The sequence below is a fragment of the Jutongia huaianensis genome (genome assembly GCF_014384985.1).
Classification (GTDB): domain Bacteria; phylum Bacillota; class Clostridia; order Lachnospirales; family Lachnospiraceae; genus Jutongia; species Jutongia huaianensis.
Genome location: NZ_JACRSX010000007.1, coordinates 1 through 25,493 on the forward strand (window position 1 = coordinate 1; position 25,493 = coordinate 25,493).

Here is a 25,493-nt window from a genome sequence, read left to right on the forward strand (position 1 = left end):
AAATCTTTTTGTCTTCTGAAATATCTTTTTTAAGATGTGATCTACATCTTTTATTTAGAATTTTCAGGGTTGTTTTACTGTTCAATTATCAAGCTTCTCTCAAGCGTTCCCGCTTGTTTCTTACTGACTCTTTTCTGCGTCAGCGAGATATATATTATCACGCTTTTCCGAAGTTGTCAACACTTTTTTTTAAGTTTTTTTATTTTTCTACAAACTCTCGTTTTCCAACCGTTTTGCAGAAAAGATTTCCTGTCCGGAAATTAAAACTCCTCTATGTCATCAACGACTTTTGAGCGTAAAAAAACACAGTATGATATAACTCACTGTGTAACGGAGAAGGAGGGATTTGAACCCTCGCGCCGCTATTAACGACCTACTCCCTTTCCAGGGGAGCCCCTTCAGCCTCTTGGGTACTTCTCCAGGCTGATTCAATACACATATTGTAGTATCTGATCATTCCTGACACTATCTTTGTCAGAAAAAAATTGCACGGTGTCAATCCGACTCCGGGCAATATTAACGGAGAGGGTGGGATTCGAACCCACGCGCCCTTGCGGACAAACGGTTTTCAAGACCGCCTCGTTATGACCACTTCGATACCTCTCCACATATTCTTTTGTGGCGTTTGCTTGTCTCTCTCAAACGCTGCTTGACAAGTATAACATCCGACGCAGTCCCCGTCAAGTGTTTTTTTAATTTTTTTTAACGTTTTTTCAAAATATCCCTTCTGCTGTATTTATCCCTGATCTCCCATCTTATTCTCCATAACGAAAAGAGGACCATATAAAATGATCCTCTTGCTGTCAAAGAAGCCCAAAATGCCGGTTCCTGAATTTTGAGTCCTAGCATATGCTAGGTGGGTCACCGCACATATACTTCTGCCGTCCCCGGTAATAGAGGCGTGGCATCCATATATAGATATAGGAATCCCTGTTCAAAAGTGTAGGTTCAAAATATCAGGAGTATCGTACACCCCAGGTGATTTCTTTTATAGATAGTATACTCAATTTCATCTCAAAATACAACACTTTGTGTAAAGTATTTTTTCCATATTAAATCTCTTATAGAAAAACAAGGGACTGGAAGGTATGATGAATGTAATGTTCCAGATAATGTTTCATAAAGTCGGCCAGTTCTTTTTCTACCGCATCAGAAACCCGGAAACTAAATAGCTTGCTTAATGATGTTGTCAAAATAAACTGCAACGCATATACTGCATCTCCACTAAGAGTGTAACCTTTTTCCCTGCCGGATGAGATCAGTCTTGCCGCACATTCCCTGCACAAAAAACCTCCTCTGGAAAAATATACTTTTAAATCATCTTTCTTTCCACAGTCCAGGCACTGAAACAGCTCCAGTGCTTCTCCCTGAATCTGCATCATACGCATCTCATAAATCGTTCGCACCAGTGGCAGGGATACCTGTCCTTTGGTCAGAGCACTGCATGCTACATAAAGAAGAAGCAGCTCCTGCGGTGCTTCTACATTTTCTCTGGTAAAATATCTCGCCAGCTCTGCGAAATAAGATGCATAACACAATATATCAAAATCATCTGCAATCTCAGAAAAAAACTTCTGGATATGGGCAGACTGCACATTATAGGATGATCTTCCTTCATATAGATAATATGTGCCGAAAGTAAACGGGATCGCACATGCCGATACTTTACTGTTAATCTTCCGTGCTCCCGTCACAAAAGCCGAGATCCGTCCCCGCTCTCTGGTCAGCAACTCTATTCTTTTGTCATATTCTTTTACCGGAGATGCTGCTAATACCATCCCTGTTACTTCTACCAGCTCTGCCGCCATAATATGTCCCTGCTTTTTCTTCTGCTTTATCCTGATCCGGATTATGTTCTAATGTCTTGTTGTATTCTGCGTTGCGATAACTTAAATAGTCCTCCACCCTGCCACTGGCTGCAAATTGATTCCATCGATCCTGTAATTCCATCGTCCATTCTCCTTTGCCCGTGATATGGCATGATATCACAACTCCGCAGCGTTTCGGCAAAAAGCTCTAAAGATCCTCTTTCCCTTTCCGCACATGATGTCATATATCTGCCTACTCTTAGAATGGCTTTTTCTCTAATGAATATACTGGAAGCTTATGGTATCAGATTATTTCGCCTGATAAACAGCCCGGCGGGGATTTCCATCCTTCAAAAGTGTCTGATACTTTGTCTTGACTGCCTTTGGCATAACAAAACGGATGCCGGAGGATGTCCTGTAAAACGCATCATCGCCTACATTTTTTAGTTTCTTTCCCTGAAATGTAACTCTTTTGAGCTTGGAATCTCCCATAAACGCCCCATATCGAATCTGTTTCACATATCGTCCAACCGTAACATTTTTGAGCTTTTTACATCCCTTAAATGCCTCATAATCAATCATCGTCACATCATAATAAATATCCTGCACACAGATTTTAGCCGGAATATGAATTGACTTCTTCTGTTTTGCACTGTTGGTACATCCGATCAAATGAGCATATGTCGCCGTATATTCATAGATCAGTCCTTTTTTGGTGATTTTCTGTTCTACCGGGGCATTCATTACGGACATTGCCGGTTCCTCTGTCGGAGAAGCAGTCGGAGTTGCCGATGCAGATACCGTAGCCGATGGATTTGGCGATGCCGAGGACGATGCCACTGCTGTCGTTCTCGGTGTGACCGTTGCTGATGCAGCCGGCGTCGCGGTCACCGCCGCCATAGAGTTTTGTGGCATATTAGTCAGATTCACCACTGCCATCACTGCCAAAATAACTCCCGCAATACTTCCTGCTGTTAAAATGCTTTTTATCTTTTTCATATCGTTATTCCTCCTGTCCCTCGGATCGATAACCAAAATTCTTGATCAGGAAATCGCTGTCTCTCCAATCCTTTTTTACCTTAACCCATAATTTCAGGTTTACCTTACAATCCAAAAGCGCCTCAATATCTCTGCGGGCATCTGTTCCGATCTTTTTGAGCATGGAACCCTGCTTGCCAATAATGATTCCCTTGTGGGAATTGCGCTCGCAGACAATCGTTGCATCAATATCAATGAGCGTTCCTCCCGGCCGTTCCTTCATACGGTCAATAGCCACAGCCACTCCATGAGGAATCTCATCATTGAGATTACGCAACGCCTTCTCCCGGATCAGCTCCGAAACAATCTGTCGCTCCGGCTGATCTGTAATGGTGTCCTCATCATAATACTGAGGTCCTGCCTCCAGATAACGGAACATAGACTCTAAAAGCTCGTCGGTATTTTCTCCCTTTAAGGCAGATACCGGAATGATCTCTGCAAAGTCTGCAATTTCCTTATAGGCATCAATAAATGTAAGGATTTCCGCCTTTGCTACAGTATCAATCTTATTGATCACCAGAAATACCGGTGTTTTGACATTTTTGAGCTGCTCCGCAATATGACGCTCTCCCGCTCCAATGAAGGTTGTAGGCTCCACGAGCCAGAGGATCAGATCTACCTCCCGAAGGGTACGTTCCGCCACAGATACCATATATTCTCCCAGCTTATTTTTTGCCTTATGGATTCCCGGTGTGTCAAGAAAGATAATCTGTCCTCTCTCATCTGTATACACCGTCTGAATTCTGTTTCGGGTCGTCTGTGGTTTGTTGGATGTGATCGCAATCTTCTGTCCGATCATTCGATTCATCAGGGTGGATTTTCCTACGTTGGGACGACCGATCAATGTCACAAAACCGGATCGAAATTCTTGTTTTTTAGCCATATTTTTCTCCTTGTACTATAAAGTCATTAACTCATCAAAAAGCTGCTTTTGTTCTTTTATATGATTTTCGTTTCCTATGACACAGATATTGCCATTCTCTGCAATCGCCTCAACCATGGCTGCTGCCGCACGGATGTCCTCCTGCGAGCAAGCCAGTACCTGATCTCTTTCCTGCTGGAGGATTTCCGGCGGAATCTGTGACAGATAAATTCCCATGGAGCGTTTTCCTCGGGATGCCGGCGGTTTCGGAGTATCTAATCCGCTAACGGTACCGATAATCGTTTTTAACAGTTCTCTTTCCTCCGTCTCAAAGGATTTCAGATAAGATGCCGCTTTGCGGTATGCCTCCAGAGTACTTTCCAGCCCTGGATCCCGGTATGATGTAAAGAAACCCTCTCCATTCCGGATCAACTGGCAGGAAACGCCATATGCTCCTCCCTTGACACGAACCTCATTCCAGAGATATCCAAAGTTTAATAAATGACGTACTACATCTAATACTCCTTTTTTGATGCCGGACATATCACTGCATTTTCCAGCCAGTGCCACATACTGCACCTCTGCCGGTGTCATGATCGCTTCGTTTTTCTGCCCGGCTTCTCTCGTAAACGCTGTCATTACATCATCAGGCCGGTCAATATCCGCTTTCTTTTCAAACTGCTCCAGCTTTGCAAGAAATGACGGCAGCTCCTGATCTAATGTCTCAAGCCCATGCTGGTCTGCTGTACAGGAAATGGTCATATTGGCACGCTGAAAGATTTTGTGCAGTAATGCCAGACATCCCTTCTGCAGTTTCTCCTTTTCCTTATCAAAATGATCATCAAGCAACGCCAGATACTGATAATAACCGTAACCGCCATATTGCTCTGTCAGCCAGTCTACCTCTGATAAATGAGACATCGCCCGAAGCATTGCCGCCTGATGTCCCGCAGACATCAGACTCATCTTTTTGCGGGAACGCGCCTCCGCTACAACCTCGCGAAGGTGTTTTTCATCGGCAAAGCTCGTGGTAAACATAATCTCTGCCATAAGCTCCAATGCCTCAGAAAGCTTGCTGCGAAGCACCTTGGTACTCATCTCAAAACGAACTCTGCAGGCATCCTCCTCGCCATACAGACGATAGAAATTTACATCGGCGCCGATGCCACCGGTGTGGAAATTAATCTCGGTATCCAGACTGCTGTAGCTGTGGGACGCGGTATCCATATAGCCGAGCAGTGTCTTTAAAAAGCTCATCTGAGGCATATATTCCCGGCAGTCATCTACATCAAACAGCAGATCAAGATAGACAATATCATTTGTATGAATGTCGTGATGCATTACCGGAATATCACACAGCTTCACCTCTTTGTTATAAATTGGCGCAATTTTTTTGTCAATATCTTCTCTGGAGAGCATCGGAATCTTCTCCAGTACTTCCTTCGGAGACGGCTCCTCCTGATATGCCTTAAGCGCTTGGGTATCCTCAATCAACTGACGGATCTCCTCCTCTGACAGAGATGCCTTATAGGCGGCCAGACGATCCTTTTCCTTCTGCTCTGCCTCAGCAGCCAGACCTTTTTTCGGTTTCATTTCCACCAGAACAGCATGGGGATTATTTAACAGGTACTTCTCGATCAGATTCTCGTAGTAGCCTGTTCCTAACTGTGTTCTCAAGAATTCGTAGGTATCCTGGAAACAAAGTGCATCATACGGCATCTTATCATCATAAAGCCATGTTTTCATAGTATTCAGACCATAGATCAGCCCCTTCGGGAACATTCCGTAATCCGCTTCCCTTTCTTTAAATTCCATGGCGTTGATCGCTGCCTCTAATGCCTTTTGATCCAGTCCCTGCTTCACCTGTTCCTGCAGGGTACTATGGATAGTATCATAAAAGCGCTGTCTGTCTCCCGCTTTGGCATTCTGCGTGGTCAGAGCGAAATAGCTCTGGCGCAGAATATCACAGAAATCCACATCAATATCCGTACCGATTCCGGCATCAAGAAGTGCCTGCTTGAGGGGTGCTCCCGGCATCTCTGCCAGAACATACGCCATAATCTCAAATGCTTTGCACACCTTCACATCAAGAGTGACGTCCATCGCCGCTGCAAAAGCATAATATGTCTTTTCGTCGCTGTCCTCATTTTCAGAAACCGCATACTCTGTCTCCAGCTTCTTCATCCGGGTAAACGGCTTCTGCAGCGGAATGGAAGAATCCAGCTCGATCGCAGGAAAATCCCTCAGATAATGCTGATCCATCCATTCCAGTCTCTCCTCAATGTCCATATCTCCGTATAAATAAATATAACTGTTGACCGGATGATAATAACGACGGTGGAAATCCAGATACTCCTCGTAGGTAAGATCCGGGATATTGGCAGGATCTCCTCCGGATTCATTGCCGTAGGTATTGTCCGGGAACAGTCCGTTCATCACAAAACGCTCCAGCTTTCCATCCGCAGAGGAGAATGCACCCTTCATCTCATTAAATACAACACCGTTATAAGTCACCGGCTCCTCCGGCGAGTTCAGCTCGTAATGCCAGCCCTCCTGCTTGAAGATTTCCTCATGCTCATAAATATTCGGATAAAAAACCGCATCCATATAAACATGCATCAGATTCTGAAAGTCCTTATCATTGCAGCTTGCTACCGGATATAATGTCTTATCCGGATAGGTTGTGGCGTTGAGATATGTGTTCAAAGAGCCTTTTACCAGCTCAACAAAAGGATCCTTCGCCGGAAACTCCCTGGAACCACAGAGCACGGTATGCTCTATAATATGTGGTACACCGGTCGCATCCCTGGGTGGAGTACGAAAGCCAATGGAAAATACTTTATTGTTATCCTCATTACTCAGAAAAAGAACTCTCGCCCCGCTTTTCTTGTGCCGGAGTGCCAGCGCAAAGCTGTCGATCTCCGGAATCACTGCTGACTGCTCCAGTGTATATGTGTCCGGTATTTTTACTTCTTGTATGCTTTTAATCTTTGATGCCATAAAATAACTAACCTCCGTCGATTGCTCTGTATTACAAAATTTCTCTTTATATACTATACCCAATATCTGTCAAAAAGTAAAACCCTGTCCGAAAAGATTTTTACATCAAAAAGGGCAAAACCAGCGTTTTGCCCTCCAAGAATTGCTTCGCAATTCTCGTTGGCTTCCCTCTACGCTACGAGCATTTTCCTATACACTCAAAAAAGACAGCAGAGTCTTTGACCGGAATCCCTGCTGTCCTGTTATCACACAATGCCTCCCCGGCATCTTTTGATCTTATTGATATAATTGTTCAAAACGCCGATATGCCTCATCCCACACAGCAGTATCCTGCGGCAGATATTCTGCGGTATCAAAGGATGCTGCCAGAATATTGCATTTTTCTTCTCTGGTCCGGTATGCTCCCAGCGCATAAAGCTGTTCCATAATATTGCCAACAGCGGTTGCTTCGCTGGCACCTGTGATCACCGGAATCCCTAACGCATTGGCCGTAAACTGGTTAAGCACCTGATTTTGCGCCCCGCCGCCCACAATGTAAAGCTTTTCTTCCCATGTAATATACGGCTTCAGGCTCTGATATACCTGTCGGTAACGCATTGCGAGACTCTCCAGCACACAACGGATCAAGGCACCATCCGTTTGCGGTACCGGCTGTCCTGTCTTTGCACAATATGCCCGGATTTTCTCCGGATAATCCCCCGGCTGCATAAAATCGTCCGGGCGGATAAAGCTCTGCAGCGGTTTTTCCGCCGCCGCCATTTCATTCATCCGGGCAAAGCTGTACTCCTTCCCCTCTCTCCGGAAGCTGCGACGCAGCTCCTGATTGAGCCAGAGACCTATAATATTAACAGTCGGACGGTATCCACCATCCCAGGTCCCTTCGTTGGAAATTTTGTCGCGAATAACCTGTTCTCCCTCTAGCATGGTCTTGGATGAAATACCCATCAGAGACCATGTTCCGCTGGATAAAAAGGTGAATTCTTCCTCTCTGGCAGGTACCGCGGCAACAGCGCATGCCGTATCATGTCCTGATACAGACAAAATATGGAGCTTCTCCTGACCTACCTCTCTGGCTATTTCCGGTCTGAGCGGACCCAGATCCTTTCCGGCATAGTCCAGAGGTGCCAGCAGAGACGGAGCGATTCCTGCTTTCTCCATCAGCTCAACTGCCCATTTCTTTTCTTTCATATCGAGAAGCTGCGAGGTGGATGCAATGGAATACTCACTGTGTACCACTCCGGAAAACAGATACTCGATCAGATTTGGCATAAACAGAATCTTATCGGCTGCCTTCATCTGCTCCGGCATTGCCTTTTGCTGATAACACAGCTTATATAATGTATTATATGCCAGGCTGGCAATTCCGGTCTGGGAAAATGCGTAGCGTTCTCCTTCCTGTACCGCCTTGTCGTGGTCCTTCTCCTCCGGTACAAAGGATGCCAGAACTGAATCCATATTTTCCTGATCCAGTGCCGCATCACGGTAGCTTCCCGGCATACCGAGAAGATTTCCCTGTGCATCAATCATCCCACAGTCAACCCCCCATGTATCAAAACCAACACCGGAGAGCGGCTCCTTACAAAGACGCATTCCCTCCTTCATCTCCTCATAAAGAGAGACGATATTCCAGTATGCCCGTCCGTTCAAAACGGAAAAGTTATGTGGAAAACGGTGAACCTCCTCTAAAGTAATCTTTGTACCATCAAAACGCGCCAGCATTCCTCTGCCACTGCTGGCTCCCAGATCAAACGCCAATACATTAATCGTGTCCATATCCTTCCTCCGTATTATCCTTTATGTGTATGTTATACGCTGCCATCTTGCAGCAATCATCCTTTTTTCATAAATCAGCCGGATATCCATTGGCCTTTCGCAGATACTGTAAAAATTCCCGTTCCGGCAATGGCTTGGAATAGAAATATCCCTGCAGAAAATCTCCCTGCAGTCTTTTAAAGATATCAATATGTTCCTGTGTTTCGATTCCTTCTGATATGATCCGTTTGCCTTCCGCATGGATCATCGGTACAAGCTGGTCCAGATATTTGTTTTCTCCTCTGCCATAAGACCAGACAAGACTTTTATCAATCTTTACATAATCCACCGGCAGGCTCACAATGCTGCTGACATTGGAATAACCGGTTCCAAAATCATCCAGAGCAATCTTTGCTCCGGAAGAACGAAGTGTTTCCAGTGTCTCCCGGATCTCTTCCTTATCCATGATCCCGCTCTCGGTAATCTCCAGATGCATTCTGGACATCGGGATATCATACTCTCCGGCAATACGGATCAGATCCTGTGCCAGCTCCTCGTAGCAGCATTGTACCGGCGACAGATTGATATTAATGTCATCAATCCCCATATCAAAAATATGATTCTGCTTTGCAAAGATACATGCCTTACGATAAATCTGCTCTCCCAGAGCAATAATGTCTCTGTTTTCCTCCGCTACATGAATGAAAAACTCCGGGTTAATGAAATTTTTATCCTTATCCTTTAACCGGGACAATACCTCAAGAGATGTAACTCGCCCCTTTTCCAGTGAATAGATCGGCTGGAAATAAATCTCTATGCTGTTATCAATGACTGCCTGTTCTACCAATTCCGCTACCATCTGCTTTTCTTCTGCAGGCTTCACAGCATCATGGGTCAGAGGAATGAGCTCTCCCACCTTATGATGCCCCGGATGATCAGATCTTGCATAGGCGACCCGCTGTAAAAGCTCCTCCACTGAATCACAGTCATCCAAGATATTCACTTCATAAAAACAATATTCGTGAACAATTTCCTCTCCATCTATCGTCCAGATTTTTGGCATAACGTCTACAAAACGCTGATGCACTTCCTTTGTTTCTTTTTCATTGGGAAGCAAAATAGCAAAGGTAGAGGCAGCGATATGATAATAATCCTTGTCTCCGCACTCTTTCTGCATCAGCTCCGCCATAGCCGCCTGAATTGCGGTAAGCCTGGCATCCTCGTACATCTCCGTCATGGCATTATAGTTGATAATACGGATGATCAGTACACTGCACTCCTCCTTGTATGCCATCTTTTCCCGGACGGTTTCCTCGAAACCATGCATTTTGAAAAATCCTGTAACCTCATCCATATAATAATCCGAGTTTTGAAGGAACAGATAACAACAAAATACCATGACACTGTTCACCGCATAAGCAAACAAAAAGTTCGGAAATACTGTATATTCAAAAATCTTTGCCATCACAACTGCCACAGGAATTGCCACGATCCATTTTTTAATCCTCCGTGACACAAAGGAAACTTTTTGCATCAGCAGCAACGGAACAAGTATATACACAATACATATACCTGCGACCAGATAATACCATCCATTCTTATAAAACATCCCATTTGCATCAAAATGGTAAAGCAGACCGGTAAACGGAGTTGTCACAATCGCAGTGATACCGATAACAAAGGGGATACACCATAACACTCTATGCACATAGATATAATCCAGCCGATGCAAAAGCTCCATAGCATACAAAGAATATATAACAGAATACACCATAGACATTATCAGAAATGCAGACTGCACGATAATTCCCAGCCAGCCGGGAACAGAATGATACATTACGATTCCGCAAAAGACATCACAAACAGCAGTCGCAACTCCCAGCAGCATAAGCCAGAAAAACAGACTGCTCCTATAAACACGTAAATGTCTCTGATGAGAAAACACCAAAGTTGCAGCCAGCATAAATATCATCGCTGCAATTTCATAATGTATCTGTACCGCCATTATACTTCCTCCATGTACAAATGTATCCTCTCCGGAGTCAGAATCCCGGAATAATACCGCCCCTGAAGATATGAAATATCTCCGAGGTCTCTTACTTTGTCATAACGCTGCTGGTTGTCAATCCCCTCCAGACAAATATTCCATCCATTATCATGGAGCATATTGATCTGATATTTTAAAACATCGCTCTCGCCGGAGCAATATCTTTCTACCATCTTCTCGCTGATCTTTACTACACGGAACGGCATTTTCATAATCCCCTGCAGATTACATACATTATCACCATATCGATCCAGAACAACCGTCACACCCTCACTGATCAGGTCATTTATATATTTCTCGAGACGCTCAAACGGCACACTCATATCCTCTGTCATTTCCAGACAAAGACGATTCAGAGGAAATTCATATTTCTTTGCCAGAAATCTGTATTCACGCAGTACCGTTTCGGAACTGATATGAAGCGGTGTCACATTTACGATCAGCTTTTTAAAACCATGCTCTAAGATCCTCTCCTTCTGAGCCAGCTCCAGGGCGCTTTCCAGCGTAATGCGCCCCAGTTCCCGGACATATCCCATTTCCTTAGCAACAGCCCAGATTGCTCCCTCCGGAATCGTCTTTCCATTTTCCCGCAGCATGTAGATTTTTGCCTCAATCGCATGTCTCTGTCCGGTATGGTTGTCAATGATCGGAGAAATGCAGATATCACAGCGTTTGTCCTGCATGATCTTTTTTAACATACGGCCGATCTGAAGCTCCAGATCAATATTGCGCCGCACCTCCCCTTCATATCGGAGAAGCTGTCTGTCATGAAGCTGATCCTTGAGCATTTTTTTCATGCTGGCAACCATCTTATAAAACTCTGACTGGTCATATGCAGCTTCCTCCAGAGTCAGCATATAAAAACCATAGCTGATTGGAATACTTTTATTATTGATCCGGACAGTTCCCGGAAGAATCTGCGAAACCATTTCATACAACTGAACACTTTCGTTTTCCTTCTGCTGCAAAACAGCAAAATCAGATCCATGGATGTGAAACTGATTCTGTCTGCCTCCATACTTGCGCAAAATCTCGCCAATCTCTCCCATAACACCGGTTAATTCGTCCTCTTCACAAATACTCAGAATATTCTGAAAATTCTGGATCGTGATAAAAAGACAGCTAAATCTCTGACGATATTTGAATTTTTCCTGAATAACCTTCCGAAATCCTGCTCTGGAAAATCCTCCGCTGATCCGGTCTGAATACCGGTCCAGATTCTGGTAAAGCATATAACATACAAAGATCATAAATCCGGTTGCAAAGAAAGACAGCAGATATCCATTTTTTAAAATGACCAACTGCAACGCAATTGTAATATCATACATCACACACAATATCACACATACAAACCCTCTGCGCATCCATGAATCGGTACGATTCCGAAACGCCATCAGACATGCTCCTGCAAAGTAAATATTGATCACTAAAATAATTAAATTATGTAAAGAACCCCTGTGATAAATCCCCTGTGCATCATAATAAAATATAAAATGTGTAACAGGGCTGGTAATGTCAAGGATCGTTACGATAAGCGCCGGCAGCACCAATTCCATGTTACGGATACTTTTCAAAATGATCCGGTGTCCACTGAGTGCATGCCAGTACTGAAAATAATAAACAGATAACCAGAGCATAGCGATCCTCGGAATCACAGAATCCAGATTGCGAATAAAGATGCTCTCCGGGAACACAAACTCCCGCAGTATATTGATCACGATATCCGCAACGGTAAAAAGCACACCTGCCTTCAACAACTGGTCAAAGCAGCGGTTCATATACAGATCCAGCCAGTTTTTCTTTTTGTAGCTGACCATGACCACAATCAAAAAGATCGCTGCGATCACTTCATAGGCATACTCGCTCGTCATGTGCTCCTCCATTCTAAAATCAGGTTAATAATGTAACGTTACTCATCTGCCGCACTGTGCTGGAACAGATTGTATCTGTCTTTTCCGGAACGCTTCGACAGATATAATGCCTTATCCGCTTTCTGATAAATAGACATAAAATCCTCTCCGTCTGTCGGTGCAGATGCAATGCCAATACTTGCAGAAACCTCTACCTCATTGTCCCCGTTAGCATATTTTGCCTTGAGACTCTGGCAGAGCTGCTGCCCTTTCTTGCTCATATATTCTGTGAGGTTTTCCAGATCAAACGCATCGAAACCCGCAAATACCGCAAATTCATCACCACCAAGACGTCCGATCAATGCATTGGCAGGAAAGATTTCCTTGATCTTTTCTGCAGTGTCGGTCAGGACACGGTCTCCATATGCGTGACCCAGATTGTCATTGACTTCCTTGAAATTATCCAGATCGATCATAAAAAATACCAGATTCTCGCTTCTCATACGGTGCTCCAGCTGTGCAGAAACTCTGCTCTCCATAGTCTTTTTGTTTAAAATACCGGTCAGAAGATCATTTTCTGCCATCTCGGTGAGTTCCTTCTCCTGAGTCATCTGGGAATCAATATTTTCCATACGGACTACAAATCGTTTATTTTTCCGGTTCTTTTCATGCTTTACCAGAGTGCCCGTCACGGCATACCACGCATATGTATCATCCAGTCTGCGAAGCAGCAGATCTGTTTTGAAGTATTTCTCTCCACTGTCAAAAAAGCTGCGTATTGCTGACCGGACCGGTGTTGCCTCCTCATTGACCCAGTTATAGATATCGTAAACCTCTACGCCCATAAAATCCAGCATATCAAATCCTGTGAACTGCCCGATCGCCCCGGTCACAACGAGATGCTGGGGAGAAAACGTATAATCCAGCCAGATACTTTCCTTTTGTGCTGCGATCAGATCATATCGTTCCTTTTCCTCGTAGATTTTTTTAAACTGAATACCAAAAAATGCAATTCCCGCACAAAGCACAACAATAAACACCATAAGTCCAGCAATCACAGAAATAAATGTCACTCTTTCTGACGCTGCTGCAATGGGGTAATAAAATAGCTTTTGCCACATATTGTTTACCTTTTTATCCTTTCTGCTGTTAATATGTGATTTTGTACTTTACGCCTTCCCCTTGTTTTACCTTCTCAAAATAAAACCTTATTGATATGATTATATCATCCTTCCCGGAAAAAGAAAAGCAAAAAAGCGACTGTCTTTCAGCCGCTTTTGAAATATTTATTTTGTCTGGTCGGCCAGTCCTTCCACCATTTCATGGACATAGTCATAAATATGGGAGCCTGCATCCCCGCCGTATCTGGCAACAATCTTTACAATAGCGCTTCCCACAATGGCTCCGTCCGCAATGGAACTGTACTTATGCACCTGCTCTGCGGTGTTGATACCAAATCCAACGGCTGTCGGTGTATCTGTCACCTCTTTGATCAAACCAACAATCTTGCCTACATCTGTGGTGATCTCGCTGCGCACTCCGGTTACTCCCATAGAGGAAACCACATAAATAAATCCCGTAGCTTCCCTGGCGATCATCTGAATCCGGTCATCGGAGGTCGGGGCGATCAGGGAAATGATATCCACATTATGAGCTGCTGCAATATCCGCCAGCTCTCCCTTCTCCTCAAATGGCATATCCGGAATGATCACGCCATCAATCCCGACTTCCTCGCATCTGGAACAAAATTTCTCATAGCCATACTTAAACAAAGTATTGAGATATGCCAGAAATACCAGTGGAATCTGCGTCTTCTGACGAAGGTGTGCCACCATATCAAACAGCTTATCGGTGGTGCAGCCCGCCTTGAGTGCCCGGATGTTCGCCTCCTGGATCACCGGTCCCTCTGCGATGGGATCTGAGAACGGAATACCAAGCTCTACCAGTCCTGCCCCCGCTTTTTCCATCTGCAGTACAAACTCTTCTGTTTTGTCAAGACTCGGATCTCCTGCCGTTACAAATCCGATAAATGCCTTTTTGCCATCAAATGCGTTATGAATTCTAGTCATGTAAATCAACCCCCCTGTATCTTGCGATTGCTGCCACATCCTTGTCTCCACGTCCTGACAGACAGCAGATAATGATCTGATCTTTTCTCATAGTCGGTGCAAGCTTCATCACATGAGCTACTGCATGAGAGCTCTCGATGGCTGCGATAATGCCTTCCTCTCTGGCAATATATTCAAATGCCTGCACAGCCTCCTCATCTGTTACCGGGACATACTGTGCTCTGCCAATATCCTTGAGATAAGCATGCTCCGGACCTACCCCCGGATAATCCAGTCCGGCCGAGATAGAATATACCGGTGCGATCTGTCCGTACTCATCCTGACAGAAATAAGACTTCATCCCATGGAATACGCCTTCTGTACCGGTTGCCATGGTTGCTGCCGTTCTGTCCGTGTCCACACCGAGACCTGCCGCCTCGCAGCCGATCAGCTGAACACCTTCATCCTTGATAAACTCATAAAACATTCCCATGGCATTGCTGCCACCGCCGACGCACGCCATAACCACATCCGGAAGCCTTCCTTCCTTCTCCAGGATCTGTGCTCTCGCCTCCCGGCTGATCACACTCTGAAAATCCCGGACGATCATTGGGAACGGATGAGGTCCCATAACCGATCCAAGCACATAAAGAGTATCATCGACACGGCTGGTCCACTCACGCATACATTCGTTGACCGCATCCTTTAATGTCATAGTGCCACTCTCCACTGCGTGTACCTTCGCACCCAGAAGCTCCATACGATAAACATTGAGTGCCTGGCGGATTGTATCCTCCTTTCCCATATAGATCTCACATTCCAGCCCCAGAAGTGCTGCTGCAGTTGCAGTCGCAACACCGTGCTGTCCGGCACCGGTCTCTGCAATAATCCGTGTCTTGCCCATCTTCTTTGCAAGAAGCGCCTGCCCCAGAACGTTGTTGATCTTATGGGAACCGGTGTGATTCAGATCTTCTCTCTTGAAATAGATCTTGGCTCCTCCCAGATCCTTCGTCATCTTCTCCGCATAATAAAGCAGCGAAGGGCGTCCAGCATACTCTTTTAACAGCGTGTTTAATTCCTGATTAAACTTCTCATCCTTTTTATAAAACTCATAGGCATCCTCCAGCTTCTTGATCTCGTTCATCAAGGTCTCCGGAATATATTGTCCGCCGTGGATACCATATCTTCCTTTCTGACTCATAATTTATTCTCCATTTCTTTATATATTTCATACCGTTTTATCACCGGTATCATTTGTATTACTCTGCATAACCGATAAATTCCTTTACCGCTGCCACTCTGTCATCTGCACGCATCATCGTCTCCCCGATCAGCACGCCATTGACATTGTGCTCCATAAGCTGCCGGATATCTTCCTTTGTTTTGATCCCGCTCTCCGATACAAAAAGTACATCCTCCGGCACACTCTGACGATAGCGGATACTGTTGTTAATGTCAATCGTAAAAGTATGAAGATCACGGTTATTGACACCGATCAACCGCGCCCCTATAGTTAAAGCGCGATTTACTTCTTCCTGATCGTGTGCTTCTACAAGCGCTGTCAGTCCCAATCCATCGGCAATATCAAAAAACCGTTTTAATTCCTCATCAGTCAGGATGGCACAGATCAAAAGAACCGCATCCGCTCCCATAAGCTTTGCCTCATAAATCATATATTCATCTACCACAAAGTCTTTTCGGATGATCGGAAGACCGACAGCCTTTCGAATTTCCTTCAGATAATTATCACTGCCTTGAAACCAGTATGGCTCTGTCAGTACAGATATCGCGCGTGCACCGCCCTTCTCATAATCTCTGGCAATCTCTACATATGGAAACTCCTCTGCGATCACTCCTTTGGAGGGAGATGCCTTTTTCACCTCGCAGATAAAGGAGAGTCCGGAAGCTGCAATAGCTTTTTCAAAAGGAAAACCCGTGTCACATTCCATAGCCTGAGACTTTTCCCTGATCTGCTCCAAAGGCTTCTCCCGCTTCAACTGCGCGACACGCTCTTTTGTTTTTGTCGCAATCTCATTTAATATCGTCATAATAATCTTATATTCCCTTCCCAGTCCACAAACTACGGACTGTCGGCACAATATATACCACTTATATCTCTTCCTATGCGCTGGCCAGCTTAATAAAAGCATCCAGCTGCTTCAGCGCCTTTCCACTGTCAACGATCTCTCTTGCCATCTCAATCCCCTGCTTGATAGAAACATTCTCCTTAGAAATATGGAATGCTGCGCCTGCATTTAATAACACAACGTCACGCTTCGGTCCGGTTTCTTTTCCTTCAAAGATATCTCTGACAATCTGCGCATTGACTGCCGGCTCGCCACCTACCAGATCACTCTTCTGGCAGCTTTTTAATCCAAACTGTTCCGGTGTAATCTCGTATGTCTTAAAATCGTCTCCGTCAAATTCACATACCTTCGTCGGTGCACTTAATGAAATCTCATCCATGCTGTCCATGCCATAAACGGCCATTCCTTTCTTAACACCAAGATTATGAAGTACATGCGCCAGAGGCTCTACAAGATCTGCACTGTATACACCATAAAGCTGCATGGTTGCTCTCGCCGGGTTCGCCAGAGGTCCCAGAAGATTAAACAGGGTACGGGTGCCCATTTCCTTCCGGACAGGTCCCACAAAACGCATTGCGGGATGATATTTCTGGGCAAAGAGGAAGCCGATATGGATCTGATCCATAACTTCTTTCATTTTATCTGCATCCACGTCAATCTTAACACCAAGCGCTTCCACACAATCTGCTGTTCCGCACTTGCTTGATGCGGCACGGTTACCATGCTTTGCCACGGTCACACCACCTGCTGATACGATTATGGAAGCAATCGTAGAAATATTGATGGTATTGGAGCCATCTCCACCGGTTCCCACAATTTCCAGTACATCCTTGTCATTTTCGAAATGCTCACAGTGATCTCTCAGATATTTTGCTGCTGTTGTGATCTCGCTGATCGTCTCCCCTTTCATGGAAAGTGCGGTCAGGAACGCCGCCTTCTGTGCGTCTGTTGCCTCACCGGTCATGATCTCTCCCATCACCTGTTCTACCATGCTGTCATCCAAATCTTCTCTCTTACTCAAGAGTGCTATTGCTTCTTTAATCATGATTTTACACCTCCAAAAAGTTTTTCAATATCATTCTTCCTTCCGGTGTCAAAATAGACTCTGGATGAAACTGCACACCATATATATCATAATCTGTATGTTTTACAGCCATGATCTCGCCATCCTCTGTCTCAGCGGTCACCTTCAATGTATCCGGGATTGTTTCCTTAACTGCCGCCAGAGAATGATATCTTGCCACCTCTGTGGTCTCTCCTATCCCTTTAAAGATCGGACATTCCTGATCCAGCTTTGCCACAGACATTTTGCCATGCATCAGCTTCTTCGCATAGGAGATCGTTGCTCCAAAGGTTTCACAGATTGCCTGATGTCCCAGACATACTCCTAAGATCGGAAGCTTTCCTTTAAAATACCGGATCGCATCTTCACAGATTCCAGCATCTGCCGGTCTGCCAGGCCCCGGTGATATGATCAGATGTGTTGGATGCATCTCCTCGAGTTCCTCCGGAGTATACTGATCATTGCGCACCACCTTGATATCCGGCTGCAATTCTCCTATCAGCTGATAAAGATTATAGGAGAAGCTATCGTAATTATCAATCAATATAATCATGTTTTAATCCTCCTTAATCCAATTCATCACTTTCGTTTACCGCATTCATAACAGCTCTTGCTTTATTTAAGCACTCGTTATATTCACTCTCCGGAACACTATCTGCCACAATTCCGGCACCGGAGCGGACAAACACCTTACCATTCTTCTTGTAAGCAATACGGATTGCAATACAGGTGTCCAGGTTACCGGTAAAATCAATATATCCAATGGCTCCGCCGTAAATCCCACGTTTATTATTTTCCAGCTCATTGATAATCTCCATAGCACGTATCTTCGGGGCTCCGGAAAGGGTTCCTGCCGGAAGCACGGCATCTACCGCATCCAGACTGCAGCGATCCTCCCGGATCTGTCCTGCCACAGTAGAGCCAATGTGCATTACATGGGAATATCGCTCAATGGACATATATTTTTCTACCTTGACGGTACCAAACTGACTAATTTTTCCCAGATCATTTCTTCCCAGATCTACCAGCATATTGTGCTCTGCTCTTTCCTTTTCATCAGAAAGAAGGATCCGCTCCAGCTCCCGGTCTTCCTCCTGCGTCTTTCCTCTCGGCTTCGTCCCTGCTAACGGGAAGGTATGTAAAACACCATCCTCCAGCTTTACCAATGTCTCCGGAGATGCTCCCGCCACTTCCATATCATCGCTGCTGAAATAGAACATATACGGTGAAGGATTGATGGTCCGGAGATGACGATAGGTATTTAACAGGCTTCCTTCATAATCTGCCTCCAGACGATTGGAAAGCACTACCTGAAAGATATCTCCCTCGTAAATATATTTCTTAGCCTTTTCTACCATGGCACAATACTCTTTCTCTGAAAAAAGTGCCCGGAAATCCGATGTGATCCTGCCCGGCTCAATCGTTGTCGGTATGCCCTCCCGGATCAGTTTAATGATGTCCTCGATCTCTGCGGTGCATCTGGTATATTCTGCTTCAATATCCTCCATACGGGCATTGGCGATCACGATGATCTTCTGTCGCAGATTGTCGAAAGCAATCACCTTATCAAACAGCATCAGATCCACATCCTTAAATCCTTCTGTGTCTTCGGCGTCCAGATTTAACTTCGGCTCACTGTACTTCACATAATCATAGGAGAAATATCCCACCAGTCCACCGGTAAATGTCGGAAGTCCCTCCACCTTCGGACTGGTATATTCTTTTAACAGCTCCTTGATCCCTTCTCCCGGATGCTCCACTGTCTTTGTCTTCGTGCTGCCGTTGCGAATCGTCAAACTGCCGTTCATACAGGTAATCTCCATTTTAGGATCGTAACCCAGGAATGTGTATCTGCCCCAACGCTCCTGATGTTCCACACTTTCCAGCATATAACAGTGTCTGCTGACACCCTTCAGAATACGAAGGACTTCAATGGGTGTCCGGATATCCGAAAGAATCTCCTTGCTGATGGGAACTACCTTGTAGCCTTTTCCCAGTTCTTTTGCCTCGTCTAACGTAATCATCATTCCACCTCTTTCTTTTCGCCCGGCATGGTTTCCTACACACTCAGAAAGAGTTTCGCTTGCGAAACTCTCCGCCTGCGGTGGGTCGCAGGAAAGCGACATCTTCCTATCCGCCGCAGCGCGATCCTCGCGGAGCGTTTTTTATTTATAGGAAACGAGCAGTTTCCTATAAATAAAAAAGTCCCTGACTATCACAGATATTGTGATAGTCAAGGACGGTAAATTCTATTAACCGCGGTGCCACCTTGCTTTATGGTTTCCCACACTCTCAGCGAAATACAATCATATTTCCGGCAACTGACGTATGCCCTCACGTCATGGAATACTCAGAAGAATCCTTCCTTTGACCATGCCCTCAGTGGTCCATTTAATGAATCGCATCTCCGCAGGTTCTCAGCAATCCCTGCTCTCTGTAGGCGCGTGCCTCATTTTTATCTCCACTTCAACGGTTTGAAATATTCGATTTGTTTATATTATACTCCGATTTTCTGATTTGTCAATCACTTTTCCGAGTAATTCGATAGAGTTTAGCGGACACAGGTGGAGATTGCCTCGATCGCCACGCTGCCGCCGCGAACCACCTCGACCCGGTTGATAAATGTCTTTTTAAACAATTCTATCATGTCATTATTATGCGCTTCTGTCTTGACACATTCCACCAGTACGGTATTCCGATCATAATCAACTACTTCCATCCCGAAGGTCTGCACGATCCGGAAAATCTCCTGCTTGTCCTTTTCGCTGCAGCTATGAACCTTAATATATAACAGCTCCTTCTTACGGATCGGTATGTCCGTAAAATCAAGAACCTTAATAACCTCCACGCTCCGGTTTAACTGCTTGATGATCTGCTCGAAAGTAAGATCGTCGCAGGTCAGCCCTATGGTCATTCTTGAAATCGTAGGATCCTCGGTCATTCCCACGGTCAGGGTGTCCAAGTTATAATTTTTACCGGAAAATAATCCGGACACTTTTGCCAATACACCGATCTGATTTTCTACATATGCAGAAATCACTCTTTTCTTTGTCTCCATATTTTCACCTCAGCCTTTCCTATCTCATATCTATTCGCATCTGAATTGCATTTAAATCTCCAGGATCATATCGTCCAGCGAATTGCCTACCGGCACCATTGGAGCAACATTTGCTTCCCTCTCAATGATAAACTCTAACAGAGTTGGCGCATTCTTGTGAGAACGTGCAAATTCAAAGGCCTTTGGAATATCCTTCTCATCGGTGATCCGCATGCCATATGCGTCGTAGCTCTCTGCCAGCTTTACAAAATCAGGACTGTATTTCGGACATTTTTTATTCGGATCCATACAGTTATGCTGACAGCTTCTGCGATAGGTCAGACACGTACATGAATATCTCCTGTCGAAGAGCATCTGCTGCCACTGTCTTACATTCCCAAGATATCCGTTATTGAGAACGATCAGCGTCAATGGAATCTCCAGCGCAACTGCCGTTGCAAACTCCTGAATATTCATCTGCATACCGCCGTCTCCGGAAATCGCAAAGACGTCTGCATCCGGGTTACCGAGCTTTGCACCGATTGCGGCAGGGAAGCCATACCCCATAGTTCCAAGACCTCCGGAGGTCAGAAGCTGGCGATTTCCCTCCAGCTCCAGAAACTGTGTGGTCCAAAGCTGGTTTTGTCCTACGTCTGTTGAAACGATCGGACGTTTATAATTCTCCGCAATATACTTAATGATCTTCTCCGGAGTCAGACCTTCATATCGCTCCATAGTGATCGGATATGTTTCTTTCCATTCCTTCAGCCTCTCTACCCACGATTCGATCTTTAACGGTGCAGCATACTCCAGAATTTTCCGGATCGCCAGCTTTGCATCCGCTACGATCGGAACATCTACAACGATATTTTTTGAAATAGAAGCGGAATCAATATCAATATGAATGATCTTGGCATTTTTGGCAAATTCACTGATCTTGCCGGTGATGCGGTCGTTGAAACGGGTACCGATAGAGAAGAGTACATCGCACTCACTGACTGCATGATTTGCCGCATAGCTTCCGTGAATACCGATATTTCCCATATAAAGAGGATGACTGGTAGGAATCGCCCCCTTACCCATGATCGTTGTAATCACCGGCGCACCGGTAAGCTCCACAAGCTTTTTCATATCCTCATTGGCACCTGAAATATTGACACCACCGCCCAACAGGAATAACGGTTTTTTCGCTTTCTTCAATAAAGAGACCGCCTTCTTCACCTGACCTACATGGACGCTTTCATTCGGCTTATATCCACGGATATTTACCTCCTCCGGATACTCCTCATCTCCCATAGCCACCTGGATATCCTTTGGCAGATCCACCACAACAGGACCCGGTCTGCCTGTTCTCGCAATATAGAATGCTTCCTTGATGATCCTTCCCAGATCCTCTCTCTTTCGCACAGTCACAGCATATTTACAGATATTCCGGGTGATTCCGACGATATCTACCTCCTGAAAAGCATCATTTCCCATGAGTCCTAACGGCACCTGTCCGGTAAAGCAGACTAACGGCACACTGTCATAGTTGGCTGTCGCAATTCCGGTCACAAGGTTGGTTGCTCCCGGTCCGCTTGTCACAAGACAGACGCCAACCTTTCCTGTGGATCTGGCATATCCGTCCGCCGCATGGATCAATGCCTGCTCATGTCTTGGAAGTATCATTTCAATCTCATGTTCATCATAAAGTGCATCAAAAAGATCGACTGCCTGACCTCCCGGATATGCAAACAGAGTGTCAACTCCTTCTGCTTTCAGCGCTTTTACAAATAATTCTGTACCTTTGATCATCTTATTGCCCCTTTCTATCTCATACAGGAAATGAAACATTTCCTAAATTAAGGTAAAAAAAATCCTAAGCCTTACGACTTAGGACGAATATACTCCGTGTTACCACCTAACTTCGGGAAATTTGTCAGGACGGCCGAAAATCCGCCACGGTAAGTCTCCCGCACTCTGCCGGCACGCAGATACATGTTATATACCTGATATACCGTTCCCCTGTAACGGTGGGAATCCGTTGGATGCTACTAAGGATATGCTCCTGTTCGTTCCACTGCTCAAAGGCTACTTCCATACAGTCAGAATAAGAACTTTCACCGGTCGTTCTCTCTCTCCAAATCTGAAAAGTATGTACTCCTCCTCGTCATCGCTTTTTCTTATACTTTCAAGAATAATACTCTTTTTTGTCTCTTATGTCAAGAGAAATGTTCTTTAAATCCATTCTTTAAATCATCCGGCTGTCTCAATTCACCCGCGGAAGCTTTTATTTTACAAACAGCATCAGAAAATCCACCGGCAAAAACTTTGCCAGAATCCGAAAGCCCTTCATCAGCGAACCATACACAGAAACGCTGCGGCCATGTTTTGCGTCCACCAGTGCCTGATACACCACCCGGTCTGCCCTTGCCATGGTCAGCTTTTTGTATAGCTTGACGGCTTCATATGTCTCTGCAATATCAAAGAATTCTGTCTTGACCGGTCCCGGACATACGGCCGTCACGGTAATGCCCCTGCCCGCAAGCTCTCTGCCCAAAGCCCTGGAAAAGCTTAACACATAAGATTTGCTGGCTGCATAAACAGCAAAGCCCGGCTGTGGCATAAATGCTGCTGAGGAAGCCATCTGTATGATCTGCCCCTGCTCTGTCATATAAGGAAGTGTGATATGGGTCACAGCCGTCAGTGCCCGGCAGTTAGTATCCACCATACCGGTACAGTCCTCCTCTTTCATTTTCCCAATCTTTCCAATGATGCCAAAGCCTGCTGCATTTACAAGGATACGAACTCTCGGCTGTTCCTCCGCCAGAGCCTTCTCCAGTGTATCAATGCCCTCCTGCCGGCTCAAATCCAATGCAAGGATCTTCACCCTGCGTCCCAAAAGCTTCTCCTGCAGCTCCTCCAGTCTTTCCCTCCTTCTGGCAACGATCCAGAACTCATGAATGCTTGGATAATTCTGTGCGATCTGAACTGCAAACTCCCTGCCCATCCCGGAGGAAGCTCCTGTAATAATTGCTACGTTTCCTTTTTTCCCCATATCATCTTCTCCTTTAACTGGTAGTGTGCATCCTTTCGATGTTCCTCATCAAAAAGATAATTATATTGAAGTATACGGTACTCTTTGATCCATTCCTGCAGCTCCGCATCCGCCTCATCCAGGTCATCCCAGCTATAAAGATTTCCCTGTCGGTCGTAGAAGCCATTAGCGGTGATGGACGGGATATATTGATACATATCCAACAGAAAATTCTGATAATCCGTCAATTTCAGGCCCGCCGTCTCTGTCATCAGCGTAGACAGATAGTTAATTGAAATCTGCGGGATCTCGGCCGCCCGGATATCATAATTGGCCCAGATCATAAACGGCACCTGATACCGCTTCATCGCATCCTTCTGTGACAGATCATCCGGCATCTCTCCCATGACATTTTTATAAAAATAATCCGGCAAATGCGGCTGGTGATCTCCAAACAATACGATGATCACAGGCTCCTTTACCTTCTCAAAATAAGTGATCAGTTCTTTCAGCGCATCGTCTGACATTTTGATCAGGGAAAGATACTGTTCTGCCTCCGGCTGTAATGTCATACTTGTTAGTTTTACCGGATTTTCAAAGGTATAATCCGTATCATCATAAGAGCTGTGATTCTGCATCGTCACGTTAAAGAGACAAAGAGAGCTTCCTTCCTTTTTGTTTTCATACAGAGATTCCAGCATTTCGTAGTCTGACGCATCGGAAATGTATTTGCGCACCAGCAATGGATTTTTGAAATCATCAATATTGAGAAACTCATCCATATGAAGAAGAGGATATACTCTGTTGCGATTGTATCCGGATGGATTATAAGGATGGATCGCTACTGCTTTGTCATAGCCCTCCTGTGTCTTGATATTGCTGACAACATTGGGCAGATAATCCTTGATGTACTGCAGGTATGGATTGCCCGGCAGAAATGCTTTGGTGCATCCCGTCAGGAATTCAAATTCAGAATTGGCAGTATAACCACCATATACGGAGGAGTCCGCATAACCACGGATCGTATTCTTTTTCAGGCTGTTAAAAAACGGCAGATATGCCTGATCCGTTTCAAACCTTCCCAATACACTGAGATCTGAAAATGACTCATTCATGATCATAATAAGGTTTGGCGACTTGGCGGAACCGGCATGAGATGCCAGCACACTATTGGTAGTGGAAGCCTTTTGATACCGTGACAGGATCTCGTCAGCCTTTGCCGGCGAATACCCATCCGGCTTCTCTACCTTTGCATTTCCGGCATTCGCCGTAACATACAGAAGATATCCATAATCGGACATCCCTATACTGTGATCCCAGGTCAGATTTGTGACGTCACCAAAAAATCCCTGCCCCAGATTGATCCATACAAAAAAGACAACACCGGCTGCCGCTCCCACCACCGATGCAATTCCCTGACGGATGCTTTTCCCGTGTGAACGGGATGGCGTGATCACCACACACAGCACAATAAAAGCAAGTCCCAGGACCAGGCCAAGCCATAGCTGCGGAGAGCCATGGTATTTGTACTCTCCTGCCACATTTGCCGCTGTTTTTACAGCATAAATATCCATATAGACAATGCCATATCCCCGGAAGGCATCGACAAAATAATTTGCCATACCTAATATCAGCACAAATACTCCTGACAGGAGAAATGTGAATCTCAACCATCGTGTCAATGACACGATGATGAGATTCACCCCCATCAGGAGCATAATATTTTTGATACTATATTCTAATCCAATACTGACAATGTCACCATCCAGAAACGCCTCGATGATCACATATTCCACAAAGGACAATGCCACAAACAGGATCGTCTGAAACCAACACTGTCTGCAGAAGCTGTCCCAGCCAGTCTCTTCCTTCATGATTCATTCCC

Annotated in this window: 19 protein-coding genes, 2 tRNA genes, 1 other RNA gene and 1 other annotated feature; all 22 genes read right to left on the reverse strand. The window is 45.2% G+C overall.

Translation table 11 applies throughout. From position 1 onward, the window contains the following. Positions 1 to 331: 331 nt before the first annotated feature. Positions 332 to 420: transfer RNA gene (locus H8704_RS07020), tRNA-Ser, on the reverse strand. 100 nt (positions 421 to 520) lie between these two features. After that, a tRNA-Ser gene (locus tag H8704_RS07025) sits at positions 521 to 606 on the reverse strand. A gap of 200 nt (positions 607 to 806) precedes the next feature. Continuing rightward, a non-coding RNA gene (ssrS, locus tag H8704_RS07030) (6S RNA) lies at positions 807 to 984 on the reverse strand. Positions 985 to 1,061: 77 nt separating this feature from the next. Further along, positions 1,062 to 1,808 (reverse strand): DNA repair protein RecO, encoded by a 747-nt coding sequence (gene recO, locus H8704_RS07035; protein ID WP_249297792.1) that lies wholly within the window; start codon positions 1,806 to 1,808, stop codon positions 1,062 to 1,064. Then, complete coding sequence (locus H8704_RS07040; protein WP_249297793.1) at positions 1,744 to 1,950, reverse strand: hypothetical protein; 207 nt, start codon at positions 1,948 to 1,950, stop codon at positions 1,744 to 1,746. The genes recO and H8704_RS07040 overlap by 65 nt, the downstream gene beginning before the upstream one ends. A gap of 167 nt (positions 1,951 to 2,117) precedes the next feature. Continuing rightward, the gene (locus H8704_RS07045; RefSeq protein ID WP_249297794.1) at positions 2,118 to 2,807 is read right to left on the reverse strand and encodes a leucine-rich repeat protein; all 690 of its coding nucleotides are present in this window, start codon (positions 2,805 to 2,807) and stop codon (positions 2,118 to 2,120) included. A 4-nt stretch (positions 2,808 to 2,811) separates the two neighbouring features. After that, the gene (gene era, locus H8704_RS07050) at positions 2,812 to 3,729 is read right to left on the reverse strand and encodes a GTPase Era (protein WP_249297795.1); all 918 of its coding nucleotides are present in this window, start codon (positions 3,727 to 3,729) and stop codon (positions 2,812 to 2,814) included. Positions 3,730 to 3,744: 15 nt separating this feature from the next. After that, the gene (locus H8704_RS07055; RefSeq protein WP_249297796.1) at positions 3,745 to 6,708 is read right to left on the reverse strand and encodes an insulinase family protein; all 2,964 of its coding nucleotides are present in this window, start codon (positions 6,706 to 6,708) and stop codon (positions 3,745 to 3,747) included. A gap of 276 nt (positions 6,709 to 6,984) precedes the next feature. After that, positions 6,985 to 8,481 carry a rhamnulokinase gene (locus H8704_RS07060; RefSeq protein ID WP_249297797.1) on the reverse strand — a complete coding sequence of 499 codons (1,497 nt, stop codon included), beginning with the start codon at positions 8,479 to 8,481 and terminating at the stop codon, positions 6,985 to 6,987. A gap of 67 nt (positions 8,482 to 8,548) precedes the next feature. Next, positions 8,549 to 10,465, reverse strand: a complete 1,917-nt coding sequence (locus tag H8704_RS07065) for an EAL domain-containing protein (RefSeq protein WP_249297798.1) — start codon at positions 10,463 to 10,465, stop codon at positions 8,549 to 8,551. After that, the gene (locus H8704_RS07070; protein ID WP_249297799.1) at positions 10,465 to 12,378 is read right to left on the reverse strand and encodes an EAL domain-containing protein; all 1,914 of its coding nucleotides are present in this window, start codon (positions 12,376 to 12,378) and stop codon (positions 10,465 to 10,467) included. The genes H8704_RS07065 and H8704_RS07070 overlap by 1 nt, the downstream gene beginning before the upstream one ends. 38 nt (positions 12,379 to 12,416) lie before the next feature. Beyond that, positions 12,417 to 13,478, reverse strand: a complete 1,062-nt coding sequence (locus H8704_RS07075) for a GGDEF domain-containing protein (protein ID WP_249297800.1) — start codon at positions 13,476 to 13,478, stop codon at positions 12,417 to 12,419. A gap of 165 nt (positions 13,479 to 13,643) precedes the next feature. Next, complete coding sequence (gene trpA / locus H8704_RS07080) at positions 13,644 to 14,426, reverse strand: tryptophan synthase subunit alpha (protein WP_022464942.1); 783 nt, start codon at positions 14,424 to 14,426, stop codon at positions 13,644 to 13,646. Continuing rightward, positions 14,419 to 15,606 (reverse strand): tryptophan synthase subunit beta, encoded by a 1,188-nt coding sequence (trpB, locus tag H8704_RS07085; protein WP_022464943.1) that lies wholly within the window; start codon positions 15,604 to 15,606, stop codon positions 14,419 to 14,421. The genes trpA and trpB overlap by 8 nt, the downstream gene beginning before the upstream one ends. Positions 15,607 to 15,664: 58 nt before the next feature. Further along, on the reverse strand, positions 15,665 to 16,453 hold the full coding sequence (gene trpC, locus H8704_RS07090; protein ID WP_249297801.1) for an indole-3-glycerol phosphate synthase TrpC: 789 nt from the start codon (positions 16,451 to 16,453) through the stop codon (positions 15,665 to 15,667). A 73-nt stretch (positions 16,454 to 16,526) separates the two neighbouring features. Continuing rightward, a complete protein-coding gene (trpD, locus tag H8704_RS07095; protein WP_249297802.1) occupies positions 16,527 to 17,537 on the reverse strand; it encodes an anthranilate phosphoribosyltransferase in 1,011 nt (336 codons plus the stop codon). Between the two features lie 4 nt (positions 17,538 to 17,541). Then, positions 17,542 to 18,108, reverse strand: coding sequence for an anthranilate synthase component II (locus tag H8704_RS07100; protein WP_022464946.1), 567 nt, complete (start codon positions 18,106 to 18,108; stop codon positions 17,542 to 17,544). 13 nt (positions 18,109 to 18,121) lie between these two features. Then, positions 18,122 to 19,582 (reverse strand): anthranilate synthase component I, encoded by a 1,461-nt coding sequence (gene trpE / locus H8704_RS07105; RefSeq protein WP_249297803.1) that lies wholly within the window; start codon positions 19,580 to 19,582, stop codon positions 18,122 to 18,124. 524 nt (positions 19,583 to 20,106) lie between these two features. Further along, positions 20,107 to 20,613, reverse strand: coding sequence for an acetolactate synthase small subunit (gene ilvN, locus H8704_RS07110; RefSeq protein WP_022464948.1), 507 nt, complete (start codon positions 20,611 to 20,613; stop codon positions 20,107 to 20,109). A 51-nt stretch (positions 20,614 to 20,664) separates the two neighbouring features. Beyond that, positions 20,665 to 22,386 carry a biosynthetic-type acetolactate synthase large subunit gene (gene ilvB / locus H8704_RS07115; protein ID WP_249297804.1) on the reverse strand — a complete coding sequence of 574 codons (1,722 nt, stop codon included), beginning with the start codon at positions 22,384 to 22,386 and terminating at the stop codon, positions 20,665 to 20,667. Between the two features lie 76 nt (positions 22,387 to 22,462). Continuing rightward, positions 22,463 to 22,754, reverse strand: a binding site (T-box leader). Positions 22,755 to 22,861: 107 nt separating this feature from the next. Next, on the reverse strand, positions 22,862 to 23,629 hold the full coding sequence (locus H8704_RS07120; protein ID WP_249297805.1) for an SDR family NAD(P)-dependent oxidoreductase: 768 nt from the start codon (positions 23,627 to 23,629) through the stop codon (positions 22,862 to 22,864). Continuing rightward, positions 23,608 to 25,482, reverse strand: a complete 1,875-nt coding sequence (locus tag H8704_RS07125; protein ID WP_249297806.1) for an LTA synthase family protein — start codon at positions 25,480 to 25,482, stop codon at positions 23,608 to 23,610. Before H8704_RS07125 ends, H8704_RS07120 begins: the two co-directional genes overlap by 22 nt. Positions 25,483 to 25,493: the final 11 nt, after the last annotated feature.